This is a genomic window from Arthrobacter sp. D3-18, assembly GCF_054408525.1.
This window is the reverse complement of the sequence record NZ_CP096440.1, coordinates 1238315-1262939: the sequence shown is the minus strand read 5'-3', so window position 1 is coordinate 1262939 and position 24625 is coordinate 1238315. Positions and strand designations below refer to the sequence as shown.

The 24625-nt window shown below is 63.0% G+C and carries 20 protein-coding genes; 4 read left to right on the top strand and 16 right to left on the bottom strand.

The genetic code is table 11. From position 1 onward, the window contains the following. Nucleotides 1–38: 38 nt before the first annotated feature. The 5 genes from M1D89_RS07875 to M1D89_RS07855 form a co-directional block, all read right to left on the bottom strand. Nucleotides 39–1505: an FAD-dependent oxidoreductase gene (locus M1D89_RS07875; RefSeq protein WP_498649575.1), complete on the bottom strand. Its 1467-nt coding sequence runs from the start codon at nt 1503–1505 to the stop codon at nt 39–41. Nucleotides 1506–1606: 101 nt separating this feature from the next. Continuing rightward, a complete protein-coding gene (cobA, locus tag M1D89_RS07870) occupies nt 1607–2878 on the bottom strand; it encodes a uroporphyrinogen-III C-methyltransferase (RefSeq protein ID WP_498649573.1) in 1272 nt (423 codons plus the stop codon). A gap of 90 nt (nt 2879–2968) precedes the next feature. Next, a complete protein-coding gene (locus tag M1D89_RS07865; RefSeq protein ID WP_498649571.1) occupies nt 2969–3709 on the bottom strand; it encodes a DNA alkylation repair protein in 741 nt (246 codons plus the stop codon). Nucleotides 3710–3724: 15 nt separating this feature from the next. Next, entirely contained in the window at nt 3725–4636 is a 912-nt protein-coding gene (locus M1D89_RS07860; protein ID WP_498649570.1) for a glutaminase, read from the bottom strand. Nucleotides 4637–4640: 4 nt separating this feature from the next. Beyond that, on the bottom strand, nt 4641–6287 hold the full coding sequence (locus M1D89_RS07855) for a PucR family transcriptional regulator (protein ID WP_498649568.1): 1647 nt from the start codon (nt 6285–6287) through the stop codon (nt 4641–4643). Between the two features lie 386 nt (nt 6288–6673). Between M1D89_RS07855 and M1D89_RS07850 the strand changes: the two genes are divergently transcribed. Together M1D89_RS07850 and M1D89_RS07845 are read left to right on the top strand one after the other, a co-directional pair. Continuing rightward, nucleotides 6674–8104: an amino acid permease gene (locus M1D89_RS07850; RefSeq protein ID WP_498650919.1), complete on the top strand. Its 1431-nt coding sequence runs from the start codon at nt 6674–6676 to the stop codon at nt 8102–8104. A 28-nt stretch (nt 8105–8132) separates the two neighbouring features. Continuing rightward, nucleotides 8133–10850 (top strand): aminotransferase class I/II-fold pyridoxal phosphate-dependent enzyme, encoded by a 2718-nt coding sequence (locus tag M1D89_RS07845; RefSeq protein WP_498649566.1) that lies wholly within the window; start codon nt 8133–8135, stop codon nt 10848–10850. A 43-nt stretch (nt 10851–10893) separates the two neighbouring features. On the opposite strand, the gene M1D89_RS07840 is transcribed toward M1D89_RS07845, so the two are convergent. Together M1D89_RS07840 and M1D89_RS07835 are read right to left on the bottom strand one after the other, a co-directional pair. Then, nucleotides 10894–11931: an LLM class flavin-dependent oxidoreductase gene (locus M1D89_RS07840; RefSeq protein ID WP_498649564.1), complete on the bottom strand. Its 1038-nt coding sequence runs from the start codon at nt 11929–11931 to the stop codon at nt 10894–10896. Between the two features lie 35 nt (nt 11932–11966). Further along, nucleotides 11967–12524 carry a dihydrofolate reductase family protein gene (locus tag M1D89_RS07835; protein WP_498649561.1) on the bottom strand — a complete coding sequence of 186 codons (558 nt, stop codon included), beginning with the start codon at nt 12522–12524 and terminating at the stop codon, nt 11967–11969. Nucleotides 12525–12655: 131 nt separating this feature from the next. On the opposite strand from M1D89_RS07835, the gene M1D89_RS07830 reads away from it, so the two are divergent. Then, complete coding sequence (locus tag M1D89_RS07830; RefSeq protein WP_498649560.1) at nt 12656–13066, top strand: hypothetical protein; 411 nt, start codon at nt 12656–12658, stop codon at nt 13064–13066. A 101-nt stretch (nt 13067–13167) separates the two neighbouring features. Then, on the top strand, nt 13168–13788 hold the full coding sequence (locus M1D89_RS07825) for a DUF305 domain-containing protein (RefSeq protein ID WP_498649556.1): 621 nt from the start codon (nt 13168–13170) through the stop codon (nt 13786–13788). A 92-nt stretch (nt 13789–13880) separates the two neighbouring features. Here M1D89_RS07825 and M1D89_RS07820 read toward each other — a convergent pair whose 3' ends face one another. From M1D89_RS07820 to M1D89_RS07780, 9 genes are all read right to left on the bottom strand, one after another. Beyond that, a complete protein-coding gene (locus M1D89_RS07820; RefSeq protein WP_498649554.1) occupies nt 13881–14420 on the bottom strand; it encodes a hypothetical protein in 540 nt (179 codons plus the stop codon). Between the two features lie 1055 nt (nt 14421–15475). Continuing rightward, nucleotides 15476–16420 carry an ABC transporter permease gene (locus M1D89_RS07815; RefSeq protein ID WP_498649552.1) on the bottom strand — a complete coding sequence of 315 codons (945 nt, stop codon included), beginning with the start codon at nt 16418–16420 and terminating at the stop codon, nt 15476–15478. Beyond that, entirely contained in the window at nt 16410–17141 is a 732-nt protein-coding gene (locus M1D89_RS07810; protein ID WP_498649550.1) for an ABC transporter ATP-binding protein, read from the bottom strand. Before M1D89_RS07810 ends, M1D89_RS07815 begins: the two co-directional genes overlap by 11 nt. A 96-nt stretch (nt 17142–17237) precedes the next feature. After that, nucleotides 17238–18383 carry an ABC transporter substrate-binding protein gene (locus tag M1D89_RS07805; RefSeq protein ID WP_498649548.1) on the bottom strand — a complete coding sequence of 382 codons (1146 nt, stop codon included), beginning with the start codon at nt 18381–18383 and terminating at the stop codon, nt 17238–17240. A 155-nt stretch (nt 18384–18538) separates the two neighbouring features. After that, on the bottom strand, nt 18539–19492 hold the full coding sequence (gene mmuM, locus M1D89_RS07800; RefSeq protein WP_498649546.1) for a homocysteine S-methyltransferase: 954 nt from the start codon (nt 19490–19492) through the stop codon (nt 18539–18541). A gap of 98 nt (nt 19493–19590) precedes the next feature. Beyond that, a complete protein-coding gene (locus tag M1D89_RS07795) occupies nt 19591–20994 on the bottom strand; it encodes a sulfate adenylyltransferase subunit 1 (RefSeq protein WP_498649544.1) in 1404 nt (467 codons plus the stop codon). Then, complete coding sequence (gene cysD / locus M1D89_RS07790; protein WP_498649542.1) at nt 20995–22041, bottom strand: sulfate adenylyltransferase subunit CysD; 1047 nt, start codon at nt 22039–22041, stop codon at nt 20995–20997. Further along, nucleotides 22038–22790 carry a phosphoadenylyl-sulfate reductase gene (locus tag M1D89_RS07785; protein ID WP_498649539.1) on the bottom strand — a complete coding sequence of 251 codons (753 nt, stop codon included), beginning with the start codon at nt 22788–22790 and terminating at the stop codon, nt 22038–22040. Before M1D89_RS07785 ends, cysD begins: the two co-directional genes overlap by 4 nt. Beyond that, a complete protein-coding gene (locus M1D89_RS07780; protein ID WP_498649535.1) occupies nt 22787–24529 on the bottom strand; it encodes a nitrite/sulfite reductase in 1743 nt (580 codons plus the stop codon). Before M1D89_RS07780 ends, M1D89_RS07785 begins: the two co-directional genes overlap by 4 nt. Nucleotides 24530–24625 lie beyond the last annotated feature (96 nt).

The following is a 24625-nucleotide window of genomic DNA, read 5'->3' as shown; positions in this document are numbered from 1 at the left end:
TCGAACTGAGTGACCCCGCCAGCAAAGAACCGGAAGTACTAGACCTGTGCGGCCACGCCATCACGGGAAATGTTGACCATGTCCTCGCGCGGCACAACCTTGATGCGCTCACGCTTGACCTCAACACCGTGGGAGGTGCCGGCCTCGGTGGCTGCTGCGCCGAGAGCGAGCTCGTGTGCGTCAAGGGCCAGCCAGCCTTCCCAGCTGGTGAACTTCACGCCGCGGGCATCGAGCAGGTCCACCACGGCGTCGGCCGCGGGAACCTCGGCGACCGGAAGGTTCTCGCGGTCCTCCAACAGGTAGGTGACGGTTTCGAGGGCATCGCCCTTGGTGTGGCCGATGAGGCCAACGGGACCGCGCTTGATCCAGCCCGTTGCATAGAGGCCGGGCACGTGCTGGCCGTCGGCGTCCAGGACACGACCGCCGTCGTTGGTGACGACGCCCTTCTTGTGGTCGAACTCGACGTCCGGCAGCGCCGAACCGAAGTAGCCGATGGAACGGTACACGGCCTGGACCGGGTAGTCGATGAATTCGCCGGTGCCGCGGGCGTTTCCCGTGCCGTCCAGCTCGGTGCGCTCGAACTTGATGCCGGCAACCTTGCCCGGGGTTTCCGGGGAGTCGACGATTTCCACCGGGCTGTGCAGGAAGTGCAGGTGCAGGCGGCGGGAAGCCGTGAGCTCGGTGAGGTCCTCGGGCTGCTCGGCGATCCAGTTGGTGAGCGTGCCAACCATGGTCTTGGTCTGGTTGTTCGTCTGGACCTGGCGATCGGACTCTTCGTCGAATTCGAAGTCCTCGGCGTAGAGGATGATGTCTACGTCCTTGGAGTGCGAAAGTTCGCGGAGTTCCAGCGGGGTGAACTTCACCTGGGCCGGACCACGGCGGCCAAAGACGTGAACATCGGTGACCGGGGAGTTCTTCAGGCCGGCGTAAACGTTGTCCGGGATTTCGGTGACCAGGAGGTCATCGGCGTGCTTGGAGAGGACGCGGGCCACGTCCAAGGCCACGTTGCCGTTGCCGAGGACAGCGATTTCCTTGGCGTCCAGCGGCCATTCGCGGGGAACGTCAGGGTGTCCGTCGTACCAGGACACGAAGTCGGCGCCGCCGAAGGAACCTTCGAGCTCGATGCCCGGGATGTTCAGGTCTGCGTCCTTGATGGCGCCGGTAGCGAAGATGACAGCGTCGTAGTGCTTACGGAGGTCTTCGATTGAGATGTCCGTACCGTAATCCACGTTGCCGAAGAAGCGGATGTCGCCGCGGTCCAGGACCTTGTGCAGGGCGTTGACGATGCCCTTGATGCGGGGGTGGTCCGGCGCGACGCCGTAGCGGATCAGGCCGTACGGTGCCGGGTAGCGGTCGAAGAGGTCGATGCTGACGTTGAGTTCGCCGCTCTTGACGGCCTCGCTCTTGGTCAGGATGTCCGCTGCGTAAACGCCGGCCGGGCCGGAGCCGATGACGGCGACGCGAAGCGGACGGTCCGCAGAACCTACGGGAGTGCTAATTGACACGGCTGTGTTCCTTCTTCTGTTCAGTCATCCCAACTAGGTCGCAGTTCACGTCGTTTTGAGGGCTCAAAACGACCTTATCTGCTACCTAGTTGGGCCGGGGGCTAGTTACTGCGGACGCGGGGACGATTTGGGGTAATAGTGCTGTAGTCAGCGGTCTTGAAGTGCTGCGGTGCAAAGGGGCTGACACGGACTACATCGCCGATCACAATGACCGCCGGGTTGGCCACGCCGACGGCTTCCGCCTGGTCCGCGATGGTTCCCAGAGTGCCGATGGTGACGCGCTGGTCCGGCAAATACCCGTTCTCTACGATACCTACTGGTGTGTCCAAAGGCAGACCCGAGCCCGCCAGCTCAGCCGCGGAATCGCGCAATTGCGCCACCCCCATGAGCAACACCACAGTGTGATCGGGCCGTGCCGGGACTTCGGACAGCTCTTCGTGGCCGGTAACTACGCTGAAGCCCTTGGCCAGGCCACGGTGCGTCACGGGGATACCCGCGGCCGCCGGAACGGAAATCGCAGACGTCACACCGGACACCACTTCAACCTCGACGCCGTTCTGGCGGCAGAACTCTGCTTCTTCGCCGCCGCGGCCAAGAACGTACGGGTCGCCGCCTTTGAGGCGGACCACCCGGTTGCCCTTGAGGGCCTCCTCCACAAGGATCCTGTTGATCTGGAGCTGCGGCACGGGATGGTGGCCGGGCGTCTTGCCGACCTCGATCACCCGGACATCCGGGGCAAGCTCCTTGAGCAGCTCGCGCGGGCCAAGACGGTCAGCAACTACGACGTCGGCCTGTCCCAGCAGGCGACGACCACGGACTGTGATGAGTCCCGAGTCGCCAGGACCGCCGCCTACCAAAGCAACAGAGCCAAGCGAGCCATCGGTTCCCGGCTTGCGATGACGGCGGAGCGGCAGGTCCCCGGTTTCGAGGGCAGTGGCCACAGCGTTGCGAAGTGCCATGGCACGGCGCGGATCTCCCCCGGCGTTGATGGCAATCTTGACGTCGTCCACCACGGCAACGGCGGGTGTCCACGCGGCTGATGCTTCGTGGTCCGAGGCGTTGACGCACCAGATGCGCTGCGCCTCGGCGTCGGCAGCTACTTGGGTGTCCACAACGGCTGTGCCAGTGGCGGTCTGAGCGAACCAGACGCCGTCAAGGTCGGATGTGCGGTACTCGCGCTGCTCCCAGGTGAGGAGACCGGAAGTGGCGAGACCCCGAAGTGTGTCGGTGGCAACGGGAGCGACCACGGTGACTTTCGCACCGGCGTCGAGCAGTCCCTTGGCGCGGCGCTCCGCAACGGGGCCGCCGCCAACCACCAGCACCGGGCGGCCGAGCAGCCGCAGCGCGGTGGGGTAAATGTCCTGTATTGCCATGAAAAAACTGTAGGGCGGCGCCGTAACATGCTTCAAAGGCTCGGAAACACCCGGTAACGCTGAGTAATCCAACGTCACATAATTCCCCGCTTAGTTCGGGGAAACACGGTCTTTAAGCGTCAGGTAATAGGCGCGCTGTTCCTTGCCCAGGTGCTCGATCGCGTAACGAAGCGCCGTCCGCGGCATGGTGGCTGCGTGTTCGTCGAGGAATGCCAACAGACGCTCGCGACTGCTGCGCCCGGCATCGCGGACCCAACCGCCTACGGCCTTGTGGATGAGGTCTTCCTTGTCATGAAGGAGGATCTCGGCGATGGCGAACGTGTCATCCAATTGGCCTTCCCGGATGAACGCCGACGTGGCGACGATGGCCGTCCGGCGCTCCCACATGTTCTCCGAACGAGCCAATTCATACAGCGGATCCCTCGGCTTATCCATGAGCCAACCGCCCACCACCCGCCCGGCTCCCAAGTCCACCAGGTCCCAGTTGTTGATGCGGTCATGCCTGCGCAGGTACAGCTCGTAGAGTTCCTTGCGCCGCTCTTCCGTGGTCTTCTTTTTCTGCGTTTGCAGCGCCATGATCTTCACAGCTCCGGCGCGGGCCTCGTGGATGTCCTCTTCCAGGAGCTTCTCGATCTCAGCCGGGGGCATGTCCGCGAATTCCTTGCCAAGCGTGAAGACCTCGCCCATGCGGACGCCCATGAAGAAATCACCCTCGGCGTAGTCGCCCTTGCCGGTCTTGAAGTACCGCTGGTATTTGACCTGCTCCACGTCGGATTGCCTCGCTTGGAGCCGTGCCAGGAACTCGACGGCGGTGGGCTGGGTACCTGTCATCCCTCAATAATGCGCCTAAAAGACCGACCAGCCAGTACGCGTGGTGAATTCGTCCAGCGCGGCCACGCCGGCCACGGAATTCCCGGACCGTCCCAGGCCGGGGCTCCACACACTGATGGAGCACTTGTTCGGAACCACTGCCACGATCCCTCCGCCCACGCCGCTCTTGCCGGGAAGGCCCACGCGATACGCGAATTCGCCCGCGGCGTCGTACGTTCCGCAGGTAAGCATGACTGCGTTGATCCTCTTGGTCTGTGCCGGCGACAGCAAAAGAGTCCCGTCCGTTCCCAATCCGTTGGCGGCAAGGAAACGGGTCGCGAGCGCCAGGTCTTCACACGTCATGGCCAGCGCACATTGCTTCGCGTAGGAGTCCAGCACTTCGTCCACCGGGTTCTCCAGGTTTCCGCAGCTCGCCAGGAAATGGGCCAACGAGGCATTGCGGTGACTGTTGGCCAGTTCAGAACCGGCAACATGGTGATCGGTATCGATGCTTTCCTTGGTGGTCTCTTGCCGCATCAGATCCCTCACGGCATGCGCGGCATTGCCCGTGATGCTGAGCAGCCTGTCTGTCACCACGATCGCGCCGGCGTTGATGAAGGGGTTCCTGGGGATCCCTTCCTCGCTTTCCAGCTGGATCAATGAGTTGAACGGGTTGCCCGAGGGCTCCCGGAAGACGCGCTTCCAGATCCCGTCGCCGTCGAAAGCCAACACCAAGGCGAGCGCAAAAACCTTGGAGATGCTTTGGATGGAGAAGTCCACGTGGGCGTCGCCGGCTGAATAGACCTCGCCGTCCCGGGTTGCCACGGAAATCCCGAATTGTTGGGGATCCACGGCTCCGAGCTGCGGGATGTAGTCAGCCACGTTGCCCTGGCCGACATGCGGCTGCACTGCCCCGACGATGTCGTCGAGGAGATTTTGGATGTCCACGCTTCTAGCCCTTGGTCCCGGCGTAGGTCCAGAGCCTGATCTGAAGGTGGGCAAGCAGGCGTTCATCGGCGGATTGCAAGTCCAGTCCCGCCACTTCGCAGGCGCGGCGGAGCCTGTAGTGGATCGTGTTGCGGTGGACGGCCAGTTCCTCGGCGCAACGGTTCACGTCGCCAAAGAACTCCAGGTAGGTCAGGAGGGTCAGCGCGAATTCCGGGTAGCGGCTGCACAGCCGGGTGATTCCTGCATGACGCAGGGTGGTCCGTGATTCCAGCAGCTCCAGCAGCTCCCTGGTGAGGACCGTTGTTTCCACGTCGCTGTACGAGGCCACACGTACTGTCGGCGTCGCTTCCATGACCTTGAGGACGCTGCGCACGTGATCAAGAGTGGCGTGCAAGGCGTCCAGACGCGGAACGATGGGACCCACGGCTGCCTGCACTTGAAAGTGAAGGTGGGTGGTGGCGTCACGAACGATCGTGTTGACCAGCCTGTTGATGGCAGGAAGGGATTTCAGCGGGTCCAGGTCGGGAAGGATGATGGCCGTTTCCATCCCGAGTGCCCCCACCACTGCACCAGGCCTGTACGCGGCTGCGTGAATTGATGCCACTTTGGAGAGCTCTCCCCTCCGGAGCTGGAGGCCTGCGGCGCTCTGACTCAACCCGCCCGCGGAGATCAGGATCAGGGCTGCTGGTTTTGACGGATCAATCCCTGCGGACTGGGCCTGGGAATGCACTTGTGCCGTGCCGCTCAAGAGGCTTGAGACCCGGTCCTCGCGCATGGATTGGGACTGTTCGTTACGATGCCGGACCAGTTCGATCGCTGCGTGGCGGGCTGCTCCCACCATGATGCGGTCCGTGTTGGCCGCCAAAGGTTCAGCACCTTCCTGCAACCAGATGTACCCCATCACACGGCTGCCGGCATGAATACCGATTGCTACGCGTTCCCGAAGACCCGCGTCCACGTTGGCTTCCACATGAACAGGCGCTTCAGTAGCCTGCAGATGCTTGTAAACCCCTGATTCCTTGAGCAGCTTTTGGTATTTCTCAGGTCCCCGCCGCGCCAGGATGGACAGCCTGCGGAGTTCATCAACATCATTGGACGCCGGCGAGTAGGCGAGCACCTTATTGCCTGGATCTTCGATGACCACATGGCCGTTGGTCAGCGTGGCGGTTGTTTGGGCTATCGCGAACAGGTCCCGATGCACTGACGTGGCGCTTTCGCCGGGCACATCGCTGAAGCGGCCGTCGTTTTCAAGGACATCGTTTTCGCGGACTCTGTCCACGGCAATGCTTTCGAATTTGTCCCACCGCAAGCCCGGAGCGACCGCCACCAGTCCGATGCCCGTGGGTCGAAGTAACTCTGCTGCGGCTTCCAACTCGCGTTCGTTGCCCTTCACCGCGACTGCCGTAGGACGGTCGGCAACAATCCTGCGAAGGGCCGGGAGCGCTGCGCGTCCCCGGGCTCCGATGAGCATGACCAATGCCCCTGGGCGGATCGCATCGTCGTCTTCAGCGTCAACAATGACGGTTTCACGAACATTTCTGTTGTCCTCTGCCGGGGCCAGCAGCAACCGTGCGTTGTGGACGCCCAGGTCTTCAAGGACATCGCTCAATAAGGTGACGACGCCGTCGTCGTCAATTTCCAGGGCTTTCAACGAAGCTATCGCTTCCTCTCCTCATCAGTTCACTTCAGCAGTACGCTCCCTCGCCATTGAGGGGCTCCGCCGGTAGATGTACGCGGGCACGCACAGCGAGAAACTTTACCGGCCCTTCAGAACACCAGTGTTGTCCCCGCGGCACAAGAGCCGGGCCCTGAATTTGGTTCGCCAGCCAATTTGTTGGCGACGGTGTCCACCTAGAGTTGGTGACTGTCCCAAACACCACAAAGACTGCCTGCAGCGCGGCCAATTTCAGGCCCAACTGCCCGAACAGTCAGCCGTTTTGGAGTATTGAGCCACCTGAGGTGGCACCGGAGTCAAAGGAGACCCCCGAAGTGATACCCACCCCTGCGTCTACAAAAACCCTTCCGTCCCCAGCAGACCTGGCCGCCGAAACGACGTCCAGCGCTTTCGCCCAAGAGGAAGCCGGTTACCGGAAAACCCTCAAGCCCCGGCAAATCCAGATGATCGCCATTGGCGGCGCGATCGGTACCGGGCTCTTCATGGGCGCCGGCGGTCGCCTCAACGGGTCCGGGCCCGCCCTGATCCTGGTCTACGCCGTCTGCGGATTCTTTGCCTTCCTGATCCTCCGGGCACTGGGCGAGTTGGTGCTGTACCGTCCTACGTCGGGCTCGTTCGTTTCCTACGCCCGGGAGTTCTACGGCGAGAAAATGGCATACACCGCCGGCTGGCTCTACTTCCTGAACTGGGCCATGACCTCCATTGTGGACGTCACCGCTGTGGCCCTTTACGTGAAGTTCTGGGGCCAGTATTGGGCACCCATCAATGACATCCCGCAGTGGCTGATCGCCCTCATCGCTTTAGTGGTGGTGCTCTCCTTGAACCTGGTGTCCGTGAAGATCTTCGGCGAGATGGAGTTCTGGTTCGCCTTGATCAAAGTGGGCGCACTGGTGGCATTCCTCGTCGTCGGCATCTGCTTCATCGTCTTTGGCGGCCGGACGGATGTTGGCGTCCCCGGTTTCAACGTCATTGCAGAGAACGGCGGCATGTTCCCCACCGGGGCTGTTGCGCCCCTTCTGGCAATCAGCGGTGTGGTGTTTGCCTACGCTGCCGTGGAACTTGTGGGAACCGCGGCCGGCGAAACTGCCAACCCGCACAAGGTGATGCCCAAAGCCGTGAACACCGTGGTGATCCGCATTGGAATCTTCTACGTGGGCTCGGTCCTGCTGCTTTCGCTCCTGCTTCCCTTCACGTCCTACAAATCGGGCGAATCACCGTTTGTCACCTTCTTCTCCCATCTTGGGGATCCGCAGGCCGGAGCTATCTCCGCATCCGTGATGAACTTCGTGGTCCTCACCGCAGCGCTCTCCAGCCTCAATGCAGGCCTCTACTCCACCGGCCGCATCCTTCGCTCCATGGCGGTAAATGGCTCGGCTCCGCAGTTCACGGGGCGAATCAGCGCGTCCGGCGTGCCCTACGGCGGCATCCTGCTCACGGCCGTCATCACCTTGGTGGGCGTTGGACTGAATGCCATCGTCCCGTCCCAGGTCTTTGAGATCGTGCTGGAAATCTCGGCGGTGGGCATCATCGGCGGTTGGGCCACCATCATGCTCTGCCACATCAAGCTCCAATCATGGGTGCGCCGCGGCAAAGTTGTCCGGCCGGCGTTCAGGCTGTTCGGAGCGCCGTTCACCTCCTACCTGACGCTCGGGTTCCTGGCCTTCGTGCTGGTCACCATGGGGTTCTCGGAGACTGGTCGCTGGGTGCTGGCGTCGTTGCTGGTCCTGGCCCCACTGCTGGTTGCCGGTTGGTACGCGTATCGCGGCCGTATCCGCGCTGCTTTGAAGTCCTAGACCCATTTTTAGTTTGAAAGTGAAACACATGAGCAACTCTTCCCCGTCCCTCAAGATCGGCACTCCCAGCCGGGCCTGGCGGTCCCGTGCCGATGCGTGGGAGTTCCTGGGATACGCCCTCAGGCAGCTTGCCTCGGCCCGGCACCAGGAGTCCGGTCTGCTGTCCCAGATCGACCGGACCCTTGCCCTCCTGATGTCGGTGGAACCGTATTGGGCGGAACCGGGAGTCGGTGCCGTGGCCCAGTTGCGCCAGTTGATCGACGACGGCGAACCCCAGGCCGCGCTCCAGCTTCTGGGCGGCTTGTCCCACCTTCCGCTCGCCTCCGTGGGGGAAACGGCTGCGGCGCCGCGCGGGGAGGTGGTGGACGAGGAGGTTGTTGACCAGCCTGAACCGGCTGAGCGGCCGCGCTTTGAGGTAGTGGTGGTTGACACCGTTGACCCCGACGAAGCCGAAGCACTAAAGAACACCATGGCTGCGCAGCGGCGTCCTTCTGATGCTTTCACTTACACCGTCAACGTGGTTCCCAGTTACGAAGATGCCTTGGTTGCCATCATGCTGAACCCTGCTATCCAGGCTGTTGTCCTTCGCCCGGGCTTCGCGCTCCGCAGTTCCCATCTGCTGGGCAGCGACCTCCGACGCTTCCTGGTCCGGCATATCTCAGCGGACCTGCAGGACTCGCGGCCCATCAGGCGGATCCTTGGGTTGGCCGACGCTGTCTCAGCGCTTCGGCCCGAGCTGGACGTCTACCTGGTGGCAGGAGTCTCCATCGAGTCACTGGCGGGCTCACTCACCAGGAAGTTCCGGCGGATCTTCCGCCGGCAGGATCATTTGGACCTGCATCTGTCTCTTTTATCCGGGGTCGCGGAACGGTACGAAACACCGTTCTTCACCGCGCTGCAGGATTACAGCCGTCGCCCGGCCAGCGTCTTCCACGCCCTGCCGATTTCCAGGGGCGCTTCCGTCGGGAGTTCGCCGTGGATCCGGGACATGGCCGATTTTTATGGGACAAACCTGCTGTTGGCCGAAACCTCCGCCACCTCAGGTGGGCTGGACTCGCTGCTCGATCCCCACGGATCCATCAAACGGGCACAAGAGCTGGCCGCCCGCGCGTTCGGGGCGCAGCGAACCTACTTCGTCACCAACGGCACGTCCACCGCCAACAAGATCGTGCATCAATCGCTGCTTGCTCCCGGTGATGTTGTCTTGGTGGACCGCAACTGCCACAAATCGCACCACTACGCCTTCGTGCTCGCCGGTGCCCGCGTTTCGTACCTGGACGCCTACCCCTTGGACAAGTACGCCTTCTATGGCGCTGTGCCCCTGGCGAGCCTGAAAGGCAGGCTCTTGGAGTACCGGCGGGCAGGCAGGCTCCATGAAGTAAAAATGGTGACCCTCACCAACTGCACCTTTGACGGCGTCGTCTACGACGTCGAAAGGGTCATGGAGGAATGCCTGGCCATCAAACCCGACTTGGTCTTCCTCTGGGACGAGGCGTGGTTTGCCTTCGCCCGTTCCCATCCCGTGTACCGCCGTCGAACCGGGATGGCAGCTGCTGCCGCTTTGGAGGCCTCGTTCAACAGCCCTGCCTACGCTGCCCGGTACGCCGAACAGACGGCCGCCCTGCATGACCCGGTCACCGGTGAACCTGTGGATGACGACGCTTGGCTCAACACCAGGCTTATTCCGGATCCGGCGAAGGCACGGGTCCGGGTCTACGCCACGCAGTCCACCCACAAGACACTGACCTCCTTGCGGCAGGGTTCCATGATCCACGTGTTTGACCAGGATTTCGCCGGCTCCAACCAGGAGTCGTTCCGCGAGGCGTACATGACGCACACGTCCACCTCACCCAACTACCAGATTCTGGCGTCCCTGGATATCGGAAGGCGACAGGTTGAACTGGAGGGTTTCGGCCTGGTTCAACGGCAATCCGACCTTGCCGTATCCGTGGCCCAAGCCGTTGCCAGGCATCCCCTGCTGAAGAAGTACTTCCGGGTGCTGACCTCGCGGGACCTCATCGGTTCGATTTATCGGGAAACCGGCTCCAGCATGCCGCTGCGGGATGGGCTGGCTGAGTTGGAAGATGCCTGGCAGCGGGACGAATTCGTTATCGACCCCAGCCGCCTCACACTGGACATCAGCAAGACAGGGATCGACGGCGATACTTTCCGCCACAGCTACCTCATGGACGATCACGGCATTCAGGTGAACAAAACGTCCCGGAACACTGTGCTGTTCATGACAAACATCGGCACCTCCCGCAGCTCCGTGGCCTACCTGATCGAGGTTCTGGTGAAGCTTGCCGAGAGTTTTGAGAACCCTCATCCTGCGGCGCGTCAGCGGACGCTTCCTTCGGAGTCCGGAGCTTCCCGTCGGACTCCCCCGCTCCCCGACTTCAGCACCTTTGCCGCGCGTTTCCGCGTTGACGATTCCTGCGAGGACGGGGATATCCGGGCAGCCTACTTTGAGAGCTACAAGTCCGATTCCACTGTGTACCTTTCCGCGGCTGAGGTAGCTGCGGCGGTTTCCACGGGACAGGAAGTGGTCTCGGCAGGTTTCGTCACGCCCTATCCCCCGGGTTTCCCTATCCTTGTCCCGGGCCAAGTGATCACCCGGCAGACCCTCGAATTCATGGATGCCCTGGACACCCGCGAAATCCACGGGTTCGATCACGACCGCGGGTATCGGGTTTTCGTTGAGCCTGCATCGTTTTCGGCTGCCGGGCTGGCGGCGGTGGCTTCCTAGGGTTTGGTCCCGGCTGGGGGTTTGGTCAGTGCTGGGGCTTTGGTCAGTGCTTGGGTCCCCAGCCGAAGGCCGGGGCGATGTGCTTGGCGACGTTGCCCAACAGCTTGACGTTGTAATCCACGCCCAGCTGGTTGGGCACTGTGAGCAGGACCGTGTCCGCCGCCTGGACTGCGGCGTCCTTGGCCAGCTCCTCCGCCAAGGCGTCCGGCTCGCCAATGTAGCTTTTCCCAAAACGGGACAACGCGCCGTCGAGAATTCCCACCTGGTCCTGGCTGTCAGCTTGGGCGCGGAGCCCGAAGTAGTGGTTGTCGACGTCGTCCACAATGGGGATCACGCTGCGGCTCACGGAAATCCTGGGTTCAAAGTCGTGTCCGGCTGCTGCCCAAGCCTCGCGGAACATCTGGATCTGCTCTGCCTGCAGTTCGTCGAAGGGCACACCAGTGTCCTCGGTCAGGAGCGTGGAGCTCATGAGGTTCATGCCTTGCTCGGCTGCCCAGACGGCTGTTTTCCGTGTGCCGGCGCCCCACCAGGTCCGCTCTGGAAGTCCCGGTGATTGAGGTTGGATAGGCAGCAGGCCTGTGGCTCCGCCAGCGTAGTGGGGATCCGCTTCGGCAACGCCGTGCCCGGCAATGGCTTTGCGGAACTGGGCTGTGTGCCGACGGGCCATGTCGCCACTGTCTTCGCCGTCTTCAGGGACATACCCGAAGTTCGCTGCCCCGTTCCGTGCTGGTTCGGGTGAACCCCGGCTCACACCCAGCTGCAGACGGCCGTCACTGATGAGGTCCGTAGCGGCTGCTTCCTCGGCCATGTAAAGCGGGTTCTCGTACCGCATGTCGATCACGCCGGTGCCCATTTCAATACGGGTGGTCCTCGCTGCGATGGCTGCGAGCAAGGGGAAGGGCGAGGCCTGCTGCCGGGCGAAGTGGTGGACGCGGAAGAACGCGCCGTCGATGCCCAGTTCCTCGGATGCAACAGCCAGTTCGATTGCCTGTTTCAGGGCTTCGCCAGCTGTTGGTACGAGGGAGCCCGGGACACGTGCCCAATGTCCGAAGGAAAGGAAGCCGATCCGTTTGTTGTGCATGTTCGGGACAACACTTCGAGGGGTGCGGGAATTCCTCAATCAGCCCGTCGATAGTGCATAGTTACCGCGCCGTTGCTCAGCGGCTCCGCCGAAATCAGCTCCAGTCGTCGGGTGCCGGGCAGTCCGCCCTGATACAGCGTGGGGCCGTGACCGGCGATCATGGGGTGGACGAGGAATTTGTACTCGTCGATCAGACCCAGTCGGTCCAGTTCCGTAGCAAGTTTGCCGCTGCCCACAAGCACCCCGTCTGGAGTCCTGTCCTTGAGTTCCTGCACCGCCGTTCGCAACTCACCGACCAGGTGATGGCTGTTGGTCCATGGGAAGTCGCTCCGCGTTGCCGAGACGACGTACTTGGGCTTGGCCTCCAGCTTGATCGCCCACTCAAGCAAGGCCGGCGGCGCGTCCACCTCACCGCGTGCAACCAACGGCCAGTAGACCTCCATCATTTCGTAGGTAGTACGGCCCCAGAGCATGGCGCCGTTCTGGTCCAGGAGGTGGGTGAAGTGGGCGTGCGTCTCGTCGTCGGCGATGCCCTCCCGATGGTCGACGCAACCATCAAGCGTGACGTTGATGCTGAACGTTAGAAGGCCCATCCGACGATTCTAGGCTTGGACGGCGAATGAGCATAGAGTAGAACATTATCGAAATGCATACCCACCCGGGGTATGCTCGTGCTGTCCGGACATTCATAAAAGTAGGACCACGAAGGAGGTAGTGGAGCGTCGTGAAACCACTTACCGTCGTCGGGCGGGCCTCGCTCCTGCTTCTGATAGCAGCTGTCATTGCGGGCATTTTCGGAATGCACGTGGTCAGTGGAAGTCATGGCATCCACTCTGCGAACTCCCTGCCAACCGTGGTAACTACCGAACCTGCGCTCCACGTACACGACACTGTCCAGCATCCCGGGGGTTCGCCTACTGAAGCGGACAAGTGCACGTCTGGGAGCTGGTCCTGCACCCAGGCGGCCACCACCAACTGCATCCCCGCCCTAAAAACAGGTTCCTTGGCCGCACCGCCTCCAGCCGTTGCTGCCGGCGTAGTCCCTGTCCCACTGGAACTTCACGGTCTTCCCGGTTTCTGGTCCTACCAACCCCTGGGTCCTACACCCTTGCAGCTCTGTATAAGCCGTACGTAAGCACTGGCGGCCCGCGACGTGGGCCGGTTAACCCTTCACCATCTGCTTACCCCTTGGCGGCTGACAGACGGCCGCCTGAATTGGCAAAGGACCTTTTTCTGATGAACAGGACGCACTTCACTTTTACCGGAGCCGCTGTCGCAGGCCTGATTGCGCTGGCCGGTTGTGCCAGCAACTCCGGATCCGATTCCATGCCCGGCATGGACCACGGAAGTTCGGGCACTTCCGCCAGCCCTTCAGCGAACAGCAGCGACGCAGGGCACAATGCAGCAGACACGATGTTCGCCCGGATGATGATTCCCCATCACGCCCAGGCGGTAGAGATGTCCGACGCCATGCTGGCGAAGGCTGACATCCCGACGGCGGTAATGGACCTGGCCGTCAAGATCAAGGAAGCTCAGGCACCCGAGATCGAGAAGATGACGGCATGGCTCAAGAGCTGGAACGAGGACGCCACCATGCCCGCGGACGGCCATGACGCTCACGGCATGGACGGCATGCTGAGCGACGCTGACCTCCAGAAACTCAAGGACGCCCAAGGCGTGGAAGCGGCCAAGCTCTTCCTGACCCAGATGATCGCGCATCATGAAGGCGCCGTCAGCATGGCCAAAACCGAGACCAGCCAAGGCAAGAATCCCGAGGCCGTTCAGCTCGGCAAGGACATCATCGCTGCCCAGGAAGCCGAGATTCGGGAAATGCGGGATCTTCTGGCCGGACTCTAACCTCACGGTTTGGTGACGCGAAGGCCCGACGGCGGGAGGTCGCCGTCGGGCCTCTGCCTGTTCGGTCTGTTGGCGCACAAAGTGCGCGAGCCCTAAAGAGTGGTTGGATCAATCACTGTTGTCGGGAACGGTTTGATCGGATTAAGAGGGGCGATACTGACGATCTTCCAACCGTTTTCGGTCTTGGCAAGGTCAACTTTCTGACCGTAGACGTAGCCCTCGTCCGGACCCTGCACGCCGCTTACAGGCGAGTGTTCCAGATGTGTCTGCTCAGAAAGTTCTACCGTGGCGCCACTATCCGTGACGGTGAGTTCCTTGAGGGTGATCTCCGAGCCGCTGGCCGTTAAGAAAACACCATGGGGTGCCAGCGCGTCCCTGCGTTGACGGAGTTTTCCGTATTCCAGCTCAGTGCGCTCCACGGCGTCCGGCACGAAATCCTGCGTGATTTCTTCCCTGGTGGACGAGAATCCACTGACCATTTGATGATTCCTGCGGTCGATTGCCCGCTCAATGAGGGTCTGAATGTTGGCTTTCGCTTCAGCATCCAGCTGAGGGGTTGGTGCTGCGCACGAGGACACTGCCAGGAGAGCAACCACCGCAGCAGACACCATCGCTCTTTGCTGCATGATCATGAATTGCCACCCTTCACACGATTCCCGGGAACCGCCTCCCCCAATTGCAAAGGCTGGTGGAAACGTAGCAGTTTGCCCGACGGGAAACCAGATCCGGCCGTGGTCCGGGGCTGCAGTGCGTTTAGTTGTCGCACCAGTTACCGCCAAGTGCCCCCGTAACCGTTGGTGCAAACGGCGCGAAAAGGTGCGGACTCCACGCCGAAGTGGTGCGCCCGGCGCAAACAGGTGCGCACGCCAAGAGTTAGCAGCGGGCGGTCGCCGTCGAGCTGCCAGCACTGCGTTGGGTGGCCGCACCACTTACCGCGAATCGCACCCGTAACCGCTGGTGCAAACGGCGCGAAAGGGTGCGGGCTCCACGCCGAAGTGGTGCAAACGGCGCAAACGGGTGCGCAGGCCCGCCAGGACTAAGCGGCGGGTGGTCGCCGTCGAGCTGCCAGCACTGCGTTGGGCGGCCGCACCACTTACCGCCAAGTGCCCCCGTAACCGCTGGTGCAAACGGCGCGAAAGGGTGCGGGCTCCACGCCGAAGTGGTGCAAACGGCGCAAATGGGTGCGCACGCCAAGAGTTAGCAGCGGGCGGTCGCCGTCGAGCTGCCAGCACTGCGTTGGGCGGCCGCACCACTTACCGCCAAGTGCCCCCGTAACCGCTGGTGCAAACGGCGCGAAAAGGTGCGGACTCCACGCCGAAGTGGTGCAAACGGCGCAAACAGGTGCGCACGCCAAGACTAAGCGGCGGGGGCGGCCGCCGTCGTGCAGTCGGCGGTGCGTTTTGTTGTCGCACCACTTACCGCCGATCGCCCCCGTAACCGCTGGTGCAAACGGCGCGAAAGGGTGCGGACTCCACACCGAAGTGGTGCGCCCGGCGCAAACAGGTGCGCCGGCCCGCCAGAACTTAGCAGCGGGCGGTCGCCGTCGAGCGGGCTGCACTGCGTTGGGCACCCGCACCAGTTACCGCCAAGCGCCCCCGTAACCGCGGGTGCAAACGGCGCGAAAGGGTGCGGGCTCGGCGCCAAAAGGGTGCGCCCGGCGCAAACAGGTGCGCCGACCCGCCAGCACTTACCGACTGCTGCCCGCCAACAAACCCCGGCGCTGCAGCAAACGCTTCTCGATCGGCCCGAAGACCAGAATCTCGATCAGAATGCCCACGAACAGGATCAGCAGAATCGCGGACATCACGATCGTCATGTCGGAAAGGAGTCGGCCCTGGTCCAGCAATGAGCCCAGCCCGAAACCAATCGTGCCGCCCACCGCGATGATTTCCGCGGCCATGAGTGAGCGCCAGGAGAAGGCCCAGCCCTGCTTCAGACCTCCGATGTAGCCGGGAAGTGCTGCGGGCAGGACAATCTGGAGTGCCATCTGGAGTCGGCTCGCACCCAGCACTGTGCCCACGCTGCGGTACTGCGGCGGGATCTGGTCCACGCCGGAAATGAGCCCGTTGATGATGGACGGGATGGCCCCCATGAACACCACAAAGTACACAGTGGCGTCGGTCAGGCCGAACCAGATGATCGCTGCGGGAACCCACGCCACGGAAGGGAGCACCTGCAACCCGGAAATCAGCGGCCCGAACGCGCGACGCAGCGGAGCCACCTGAGCCAGGATCAATCCCACCGGAGTAGCGATGACCACCGAAATCAGGAAGCCGATCACACCGCGCTGCAGCGATGTCCACACTGCTTCCTGGACTTTGCCTTCGCCCCACATCGTCACGAACTGGGTGAGGACATCAAGCGGCCCTGGAACGAGGTCGCGCCGCTTGAACTCAAGTGAAACGTAGAACTGCCACGCGAGGATCAGGACCAACAGCGCGGCAACGGGCAGCAGCACCCGCTTCCAGTCGATGCCGGCCTTGCGTCGGCTGTCCGACTGGAGGTTGTCCAGGCCGGCTTCGAGGTCCCGGAGCTCGGAGGCGTTGCCCTTCAGCGACGGCGAAGTGATGTGCTCTTTGGATTCAGTCACGGGAAGGGTCCGCTCTTCGGTGGTGATGGGGTTACTTGGCATGGCGGCGGATCTCCTCGCGAAGACGGCGGGTAATAACTCCGGTCAGCTCCCCAGCACTGCCGGCATCGGTACGGTGCTCCTCGGTGACATCCCATTCAGCCACCACTCGGCCGGGACGCGAGGACAAGAGCAGTACGCGCTGCCCCAGACGGACGGCCTCGCGCACGTTGTGGGTAACGAACACGATGGTCCGGCCCGTTTCCTTCCAGATCCGTTCGAGTTCGTCGTGCAGAAGGTCGCGGGTGATCGCATCAAGCGCGGCAAACGGCTCGTCCATCAACAGCAGCTGCCGGTCCTGAGCCAAGGAACGGGCCAACGCAACGCGCTGCCTCATGCCTCCGGACAGCTCGTGGGGACGCTTGTCCCCTGCGCCGCCCAAGTGCACCAGTTCCAACAATTCGGTGGCGCGTGCACGTCGGCTTGCCTTCGTGCTGGACTTGTCGGCCAACTGCAAAGCCAGCTCGATGTTGCCCCTCGCCGTCAGCCATGGGAACAGGGCTGCGTCCTGAAACATGAAGGCAGCGCCGTCGCTGGGTACTTCAAGAGCGCCCGACGTCGGCGGTTCCAGTCCCGCCATGATGTTCAGGAGGGTGGACTTTCCGCAGCCGGACGCACCGAGGAGGGCGACGAACTCGCCTTGAGCGATGGTGGCGTTGACGTCGTCCAGCACCGGGGCGCCGTCGCCGAAGCGCTTGCCCAGGTTCTCGAGTACGACTGGCATGGTCCCGTCCTTCATGTTGATTGGTAGAGCTGATGTGGCCAAAGGCCGGCCCGCTTCCCCGGTAGATGGGAGGGAAGCGGACCAGCCTGTTACTGCTTAGTCCTGGCCAAGTCCTGCGGCTGAGGTTTTCTTGCCTTCGACCTCGTTCAGGGTGCGGAGGTCAAAGATGCCGTTGATGTCGGCCTGCTTGGTGGTGCCGGCCTTGACGCCGTCTTCGAGGAGCTTGTTGTACGTTCCGGCGAGCGGGTCGGTGGTGAACTTGATGTTCTGCAACGCCCGTTCAATAACATCCGCCGGAAGCGGCTTGCCCGCCGTGTCCTTCAGGACCGCGTTGATCGTGGTCGCCTTCTCCTCAGCCGAGGCAGAGTTGAGCCAGTTCACGGATTCCACGTGGCCCTTCAGCAGTGCCTTCACGGTTTCGGGGTGTTCTGCGGCGAACTTCTTGTTCACGATCAGGATGGTGGTGGTGAAGTCACCGTTCTCCCACAGGTCCTTCTCATCCACCAGGACCTTCGCTCCGGCTTCAAGCACCAGGCGGGAGGCCCACGGCTCCGGCAACCACGCGCCGTCGAGCTTTCCGTCGGTGAAGAGCTTCAGCGACTGGGCGTTCTCGGTGGGGTTGATGTTCACGTCGCCGCTGCCATCAGTGTTGGTCTTGAAGCCCTGGTCACCGAGCCAGGCGCGCAGGGCCACGTCCTGGGTACCGCCGAGCTGCGGGGAGCTGAGGACCTTGCCCTTGAGGTCGGCTGCTGAATTGATCTCCGGCTTGACCACAAGCTGGGCACCGCCGGAAGCTGCACCGGCGATGATGCTGATGGATTCGCCGTTGCTCTTGACGTAGGAGTTGATGGCCGGGTTCGGGCCGATGTACGTGGCGTCGATGGCGCCGGCGTTCAGGGCTTCGATCGCGGCGGGGCCGGCGTTGAAGACCTGGGTGCTGAGCTTGGTATCGCCGAGTTCCTTGGCGATCAGGCCCTTGCTGGTACCTACCAGCGCCGGGCCGTGGGTCACGTTGCTGAAGTAACCGAGCTTGAGTTCAGCGGCCGGGGACGTGGTGGGTGCCGGGGCGGCCTGGTTGTTCTGCGAAACAGCGGAAGCAACTGCGGCGCCCGCACCGATCAGCAACACCAAGCCCACGGCCAGGGCGATCTCAACTGTGCGGCGGCGCTTGGGCTTGGAAGCAGTCTCACCAGCAACGATGCGGGTGGTGCCGGTGTTGGGCGACTCGGGGGTGTTCGACATGAGGTTTGGTCCTTAGGAGATGTGGGATGCGAAGGGGGCGAAGATCAGGCCCCGTGACATCGCCCGTCGAGGGCAAGCAAGGACCATTCCGAAGAGGTCATGCCTTCACAGTAGGGACTGTCATATTTCGGCTTCAATCCCGTAGAAATCAAGGTTCACGCAGGTTCACGTGGCGTCATATTCGCCGCCAGGCCTTCAATGTCGCGCGGAGTTGTGCGGCAGCAGCCACCTATGAGACGGGCGCCCCGGTCCTGCCAGTCAGCGGCGTTGCCAGCCAAGGTTCCGTTGCCCTGAACACCCTCCGACGGACCCCACGTTTTGGTTACGGCATCGTAGGTCTCCCCCGAATTCGGGTAGGCGACCAGTGGCGTGTTCGAGGACTGCTTGAAGGTGCCGAGTGCGTCCGTCACCAGCTCCAGCGGCACGCAGTTAACGCCGACGGCGGCCACCCGCGGTTCAGCGCTGAGCAGCGCTGCCACGTCCGCAATCGGTGTTCCGTCACTGATGTGGTCGCTGTCCCGCAGCGTGAACGTGAACCAGGATTCGACGTCGAACTCCGCCACGAGCGCCAACAGCGCCTCCGCTTCAGCGTAGGACGGCAGCGTCTCGCAGGCCAGGAAATCCGCGCCGGCTTCCACCAGAGCGGCAATGCGGGGCCGGTGGAAGTCCCGGAATTCCGCGGCGGAAAGCGTGTAATCGCCCCGATACTCAGAGCCATCAGCGAGGTAGGCGCCGTAGGGACCCACGGATCCGGCCACCAAAAGCGGCCCACGCGCAGAGCCCTCCGCCAAGGCTTCCTGGCGGGCTTCGTCCGCCAAACGGACACTCAAAGCCACCAACTCCAAGGACTCATCAACTGACAACCCACGCCGCGCAAATCCCTGTGGCGTCGCTTGGTAGCTGGCCGTAATGGCAACGGAGGCACCGGCGTCGAAGTAGTCGCGGTGGACCTGCTTGATCAGGTGCGGCTGCTCCAGCAGGACCTTGGCCGACCACAACGCGTCCTCCAAATCGCAGCCGTGAGCCTCCAGCTCCGTGGCCAAGGCGCCGTCCAGGACCAGGTCCTTGCCGGAGGCCAAATGAGTGCTGAGCGTGGTGTTCTGTGGCATGGGTCCTTCCCAAAAAGAAAACCGCAGCCTGTTCGAAATTCCCGCCGTACAACGTGAGGAGTCGCGAACAAGCTGCGGTTTTGTGACTACGTATGACCTTAGATGACGTAACGTTCGTCTTCGTGGTCGCCCGGGTGGTCCTTGACCAAACCGGCGGCAAGGGTGTTGCCATCGATGGGGTCGATCACCAGGAACGCGCCGGTGCGGCGGTGGTGCAGGTAGTTCTCCAGCGGCAACGGAGCGGACAAGCGGAGCTGTGCGTGCCCGATGTCGTTGAGCTCAAGGTTGGAGGCCGGCTCAACATTGAACGTAGCCAGGTCCAACTTGCCGGTGACGTTGCGGACCAGGGCTTGGACCGTGCGCGTACCGTGCTTCACCAGGACCTTCTGGCCTTCACGCAGCGGCTTGGGCGAGAGCCATGCCAGCGACGCGTACAGGTCAGCAGTGCTTTCGCGGACCGTCCCGGCAGCAGCGATGGTGTCACCACGTGCGATGTCGATTTCGTCGGCCAGGCGGATGGCCACTGACTGCGGTGCAGCGGCCTCCTCCAGCGACTGACCGGCGAAGTCGATGCCGATCACCGTGGTGGTGCGCGGCTCATGACCCGGGCTGATGACGGAAACTTCGTCGCCGAGCTTTATGGAGCCCTCAGTGATCTGGCCGGCGTAAGCACGGTAATCGCGGTAGGCCTCCACATCGAGCCCTGCAGCAACAGCATCCGGAGCCAGGGCACCCTGCGGACGGATCACCAGCTGAACCGGGAAGCGGAAGCTCTCCAGTTCGGCCTCGAGCTCGTCAGCGGCCGGGAGGGTTTCGAGGACCTCAAGCAGCGCAGGACCGGTGTACCAGGGGGTACGTTCGGAGCGGTCCACCACGTTGTCGCCATCAAGGGCGGAAACGGGAACTACCAGCAGGTCAGCAACGCCATCGGAACCTAGGCCAAGCTCACGCGCAACCTTCTGCACGTCCGCTTCGATGTCGCGGAACACCTGCTCGCTGAAATCGACGAGGTCGATCTTGTTCACGGCAACAATCACGTGGGCGACGCGCAGCAGCTGCAACACGGACAGGTGCCGGCGGGTCTGCTCCAACACACCCTTGCGTGCGTCAATAAGTACGACGACGGCATCCGCAGTGGACGCGCCGGTCACCGTGTTCTTGGTGTACTGAACGTGGCCGGGGCAGTCCGCCAGGATAAAGCTCCGGCGGTCCGTAGCGAAGTAACGGTAAGCCACATCGATGGTGATGCCTTGTTCACGCTCGGCCCGGAGGCCGTCGGTCAGGAGGGCGAGGTCGATCCCGCCCTTTTCGCCGCCGAAGCCGCGGTCCGCTGAGGTGCGGGCAACGGCGTCGAGCGTGTCAGCAAGAATCGCCTTGGAATCGTGAAGGAGGCGGCCCACCAAAGTGGACTTTCCGTCGTCCACCGACCCGGCGGTGGCGAAGCGGAACAGGGTTGTGGGCAGGGCTGTTTCCAGCCCGGCAGCCAATGTCTCGGTGCTCATTTAGAAGTAGCCGTCCTTCTTGCGGTCTTCCATGGCGGCCTCGGAGATGCGGTCATCTGCTCGGGTGGCGCCACGTTCGGTCAGGGTGGAGGCAGCGACTTCAACAACGACGTCGGCCACGGTGCGGGCATCAGATTCCACAGCACCGGTGCAGGACATGTCGCCTACCGTGCGGTAGCGCACCAGCTTGGTGATGACGTCCTCGTTGGGCAGCGGCTGGGAAACCTCGCCAACCGCACGCCACATGCCGTCACGGGCGAAGACTTCGCGCTCGTGGGCGTAGTAAAGGCCAGGGAGCTCGATGTTCTCGCGCTCGATGTAGCGCCAGATGTCCAGCTCGGTCCAGTTGCTGATGGGGAACGCACGGACGTGCTGGCCTACCGTGTGGCGGCCGTTGTACAGGTTCCACAACTCGGGGCGCTGGTTGCGCGGATCCCACTGGCCGAACTCGTCACGGAGGCTCAGGATGCGCTCCTTGGCGCGGGCCTTGTCCTCATCGCGGCGGCCGCCGCCAAATACGGCGTCGAACTTGTTGCGCTGGATCGCGTCCAAAAGCGGGACGGTCTGCAGCGGGTTGCGGGTACCGTCGGCACGCTCGGCCAATTCGCCGCGGTCGATGAACTCCTGCACCGAGCCGACAACCAGTTTCAGGCCGAGGCGTTCAACCGTGCGGTCGCGGAAGTCGATGACCTCCGGGAAGTTGTGGCCCGTGTCCACGTGCAGGACGGGGAAGGGAACCTTGCCCGGCCAGAACGCTTTGGTGGCCAGGTGCAGCATGACCACAGAGTCCTTGCCGCCGGAAAACAGCAGTGCAGGCTTCTCGAACTCGGCAACAACCTCGCGGATAATATGAATCGCTTCGGACTCGAGGGTGTCCAGTGAGCTCAGGCGAGCCGGACGCAGAGCCGAAGCAGCAGATGCCGCCCCGGGAGTGGCATCGGGCCTGTCGAAGCTGGACGCAATGCTGCTTGCAGCATTGTCGTCCAGCGAAGGGGCGGGGGCGGCATCTGCTGCGTAGGCGTCCGTTGACGTTGTGTAGGTGCTCATGTGTGTAGTCCGCATTCTGTCTTGTCGGATCCTGCCCAGCGGCCGGCGCGGGGGTCTTCGCCCGGGGCCACCTTGCGGGTGCAGGGCTGGCAGCCGATGGACGGGTAGCCCTGGCTCAGGAGGGGGTTGACGGGAAGGATGTTGTCCTCGGAGTACTCGATCAGCTGATCGAAGGTCCAGTCGACCATGGGGTTCACCTTGACCAGGCCAAAGCCCTCGTCCCAAGTGACCACGGGCGTGTTGGTCCGGGTGGGTCCTTCGTCGCGGCGGACACCGGTGAACCACACCTCATAACCGGCAAGAGAGCGGCGCAGCGGCTGGACCTTGCGCAGCGCGCAGCACTGTGCGGGGTCGCGGGCGAACAGGTCCTTGCCCAGCAGGCGGTCCTGCTGTTCCACGGTGTTCTCCGGAAGGACATCCACCACATTGACGCGTAGGTTCGCTGCGACTTCGTCGCGGGTCTCGTACGTTTCCTTGAAGTGGTAGCCGGTCTCCAGGAACAAGACGTCGACGCCGGGAAGCTGGTCCGCGACCAAAGCCGGCAGGACGGCGTCGGCCATGGAGCAGGCCACCGTCACCGTGGGCAGCTCGAAGTTCCGGGCTACCCAGGCGATGACATCGCGGGCGGGGGCGTTCCAGCCGAGCTCAGCAGCGCCTTGTTCGGCCAGGGCCTTGAGCTCTTCATGGGAACGCAGTGCCGGGCGGGCTGCTGCGCTGGCGAGGTTGGTTATGGTGACGGGATCTGTCATTGGAGATCTCCTTCATCTGCCGAGTGTGCCCACTCCGCGAAAGTCTGGCCCTCGGCGCCCACGGCGACGAATTTACGGACCACACGCTCCACGTAATCGGGCAGGTCTTCCACCGTGACCTTGAGGCCGCGGACGGTACGTCCCAAACCGGCTTCCTCGCGCTCGTTGTTAGCCAGCCCGCCACCGAGGTGGACCTGGAAACCCGGGGTGGGGTCGCCGTCGGGCGTTGGCAACATCATGCCCTTCAGGCCGATATCGGCCGTCTGGATACGGGCGCAGGAGTTCGGGCAGCCGTTGATGTGGAGGGACAGTGCGGAGGGCAGCTGCTTTGTTTCCACGAGGTCGGCCAGGCGGCGCTCCAGCTCAGCGATGGCCGTAGCTGCCGTGACCTTGGTTTCGACGATGGCCAGCTTGCAGAACTCGATGCCCGTGCAAGCGATGGTGCCGCGACGGAACACGGAGGGACGAGCCGAGAGGCCCAAAGTGTCCAGTTCGGCGATGAGCGGCTCAACCTGCTCCTTGGCCACGTCCAGGATGACCAGCTTCTGGTGAGGAGTAGTGCGGAGCCGGTAACTGCCGTGCTTCTCCAAGGTGTCCGCCAGCGTGACAAGTGCCTCGCCGGACGTGCGGCCCACAGTGGGGGTCACGCCGATGAAGAACTTGCCGTCCTTCTGCTCGTGAACGCCGATGTGGTCGCCGGGAGCTGTGGGCTTGGGAGCGGCAGGTCCGTCGGGAAGCTTGAAGCCGAGGTACTCGTCCTCCAGGATCTGGCGGAACTTGGCCGGACCCCAGTCGTTCATGAGGAACTTCAGGCGGGCCTTGGTGCGCATGCGGCGGTAACCGTAGTCGCGGAAGATGCTGGTGACGCCGAGCCATACTTCAGCGGCCACGTCAGCGGAGACGAACACGCCCAGGCGTTCGGCCAGGCGCGGGTTGGTGGACAAGCCACCACCAACCCAGAGGTCGTAGCCCACGCCGAGTTCGGGGTGGACGACGCCCACCAGGGCGAAGTCGTTGATCTCGTGCACCACGTCCTGGGACGGGTGGCCCGTGATAGCCGTCTTGTACTTGCGCGGCAGGTTGGCCAGCTCGGGATCGCCGATGAAACGCTCGGCGAGCTCGTGGATCAGCGGAGTGGGATCGATGATCTCGTCCTTGGCGATGCCCGCAACCGGGGAGCCGAGGATGACGCGGGGAACGTCGCCGCAAGCTTCAGTGGTGGACAGGCCAATGCCTTCGAGGCGGCGCCAGATCTCCGGCACATCCTCAACGCGGATCCAGTGCAGCTGGATGTTTTGGCGGTCCGTGAGGTCAGCCGAGCCGCGGGCGAAGTCCACGGAAATCTGGCCGATGACGCGAAGCTGCTCGGTGGTCAGCGCACCGCCGTCGATGCGCACGCGCAGCATGAAGTACTTGTCTTCGAGCTCGTGCGGTTCAAGCGTTGCCGTCTTGCCGCCGTCGATCCCGGGCTTGCGCTGCGTGTAGAGGCCCCACCAGCGGAAGCGGCCGTGAAGGTCCGTTCCGTCGATCGAATCGAAGCCCTCTTTGGAGTAGACAGACTCAATCCGCTCACGGACGTTCAGCCCGTTGTCTTCCTGCTTCCAGGTTTCGTTGGCGTTCAGTGGAGCGGTGCCGTCAACCTTCCACTGGCCGTGGGGCTTGGCGGCAGGGCGGGTGCGTGCCGGACGCGAGGGGACTGCGGTGTCCGAGGACGCACCGGCTACAGCTGTATCTGTCATACATCGACTGTAGGTCTGGCTAGTTTTCGCCAGCAAAGGTCCGGAAACGCGAAGTCACCTAGGGAAACATTTCGTCACGAACACGCCAGCGGCCTT

What these genes read in the sequence shown, in the direction of transcription:
- M1D89_RS07820 (WP_498649554.1), bottom strand. Translation starts at nt 14,420, where the DNA reads ATGATCATGCAGCAAAGAGCGATGGTGTCTGCTGCGGTGGTTGCTCTC.
- M1D89_RS07845 (WP_498649566.1), top strand. Translation starts at nt 8,133, where the DNA reads ATGAGCAACTCTTCCCCGTCCCTCAAGATCGGCACTCCCAGCCGGGCC.
- M1D89_RS07840 (WP_498649564.1), bottom strand. Translation starts at nt 11,931, where the DNA reads ATGCACAACAAACGGATCGGCTTCCTTTCCTTCGGACATTGGGCACGT.
- M1D89_RS07810 (WP_498649550.1), bottom strand. Translation starts at nt 17,141, where the DNA reads ATGCCAGTCGTACTCGAGAACCTGGGCAAGCGCTTCGGCGACGGCGCC.
- cysD (WP_498649542.1), bottom strand. Translation starts at nt 22,041, where the DNA reads ATGAGCACCTACACAACGTCAACGGACGCCTACGCAGCAGATGCCGCC.
- M1D89_RS07795 (WP_498649544.1), bottom strand. Translation starts at nt 20,994, where the DNA reads ATGAGCACCGAGACATTGGCTGCCGGGCTGGAAACAGCCCTGCCCACA.
- cobA (WP_498649573.1), bottom strand. Translation starts at nt 2,878, where the DNA reads ATGGCAATACAGGACATTTACCCCACCGCGCTGCGGCTGCTCGGCCGC.
- mmuM (WP_498649546.1), bottom strand. Translation starts at nt 19,492, where the DNA reads ATGCCACAGAACACCACGCTCAGCACTCATTTGGCCTCCGGCAAGGAC.
- M1D89_RS07785 (WP_498649539.1), bottom strand. Translation starts at nt 22,790, where the DNA reads ATGACAGATCCCGTCACCATAACCAACCTCGCCAGCGCAGCAGCCCGC.
- M1D89_RS07805 (WP_498649548.1), bottom strand. Translation starts at nt 18,383, where the DNA reads ATGTCGAACACCCCCGAGTCGCCCAACACCGGCACCACCCGCATCGTT.
- M1D89_RS07825 (WP_498649556.1), top strand. Translation starts at nt 13,168, where the DNA reads ATGAACAGGACGCACTTCACTTTTACCGGAGCCGCTGTCGCAGGCCTG.
- M1D89_RS07815 (WP_498649552.1), bottom strand. Translation starts at nt 16,420, where the DNA reads ATGCCAAGTAACCCCATCACCACCGAAGAGCGGACCCTTCCCGTGACT.
- M1D89_RS07865 (WP_498649571.1), bottom strand. Translation starts at nt 3,709, where the DNA reads ATGACAGGTACCCAGCCCACCGCCGTCGAGTTCCTGGCACGGCTCCAA.
- M1D89_RS07835 (WP_498649561.1), bottom strand. Translation starts at nt 12,524, where the DNA reads ATGGGCCTTCTAACGTTCAGCATCAACGTCACGCTTGATGGTTGCGTC.
- M1D89_RS07780 (WP_498649535.1), bottom strand. Translation starts at nt 24,529, where the DNA reads ATGACAGATACAGCTGTAGCCGGTGCGTCCTCGGACACCGCAGTCCCC.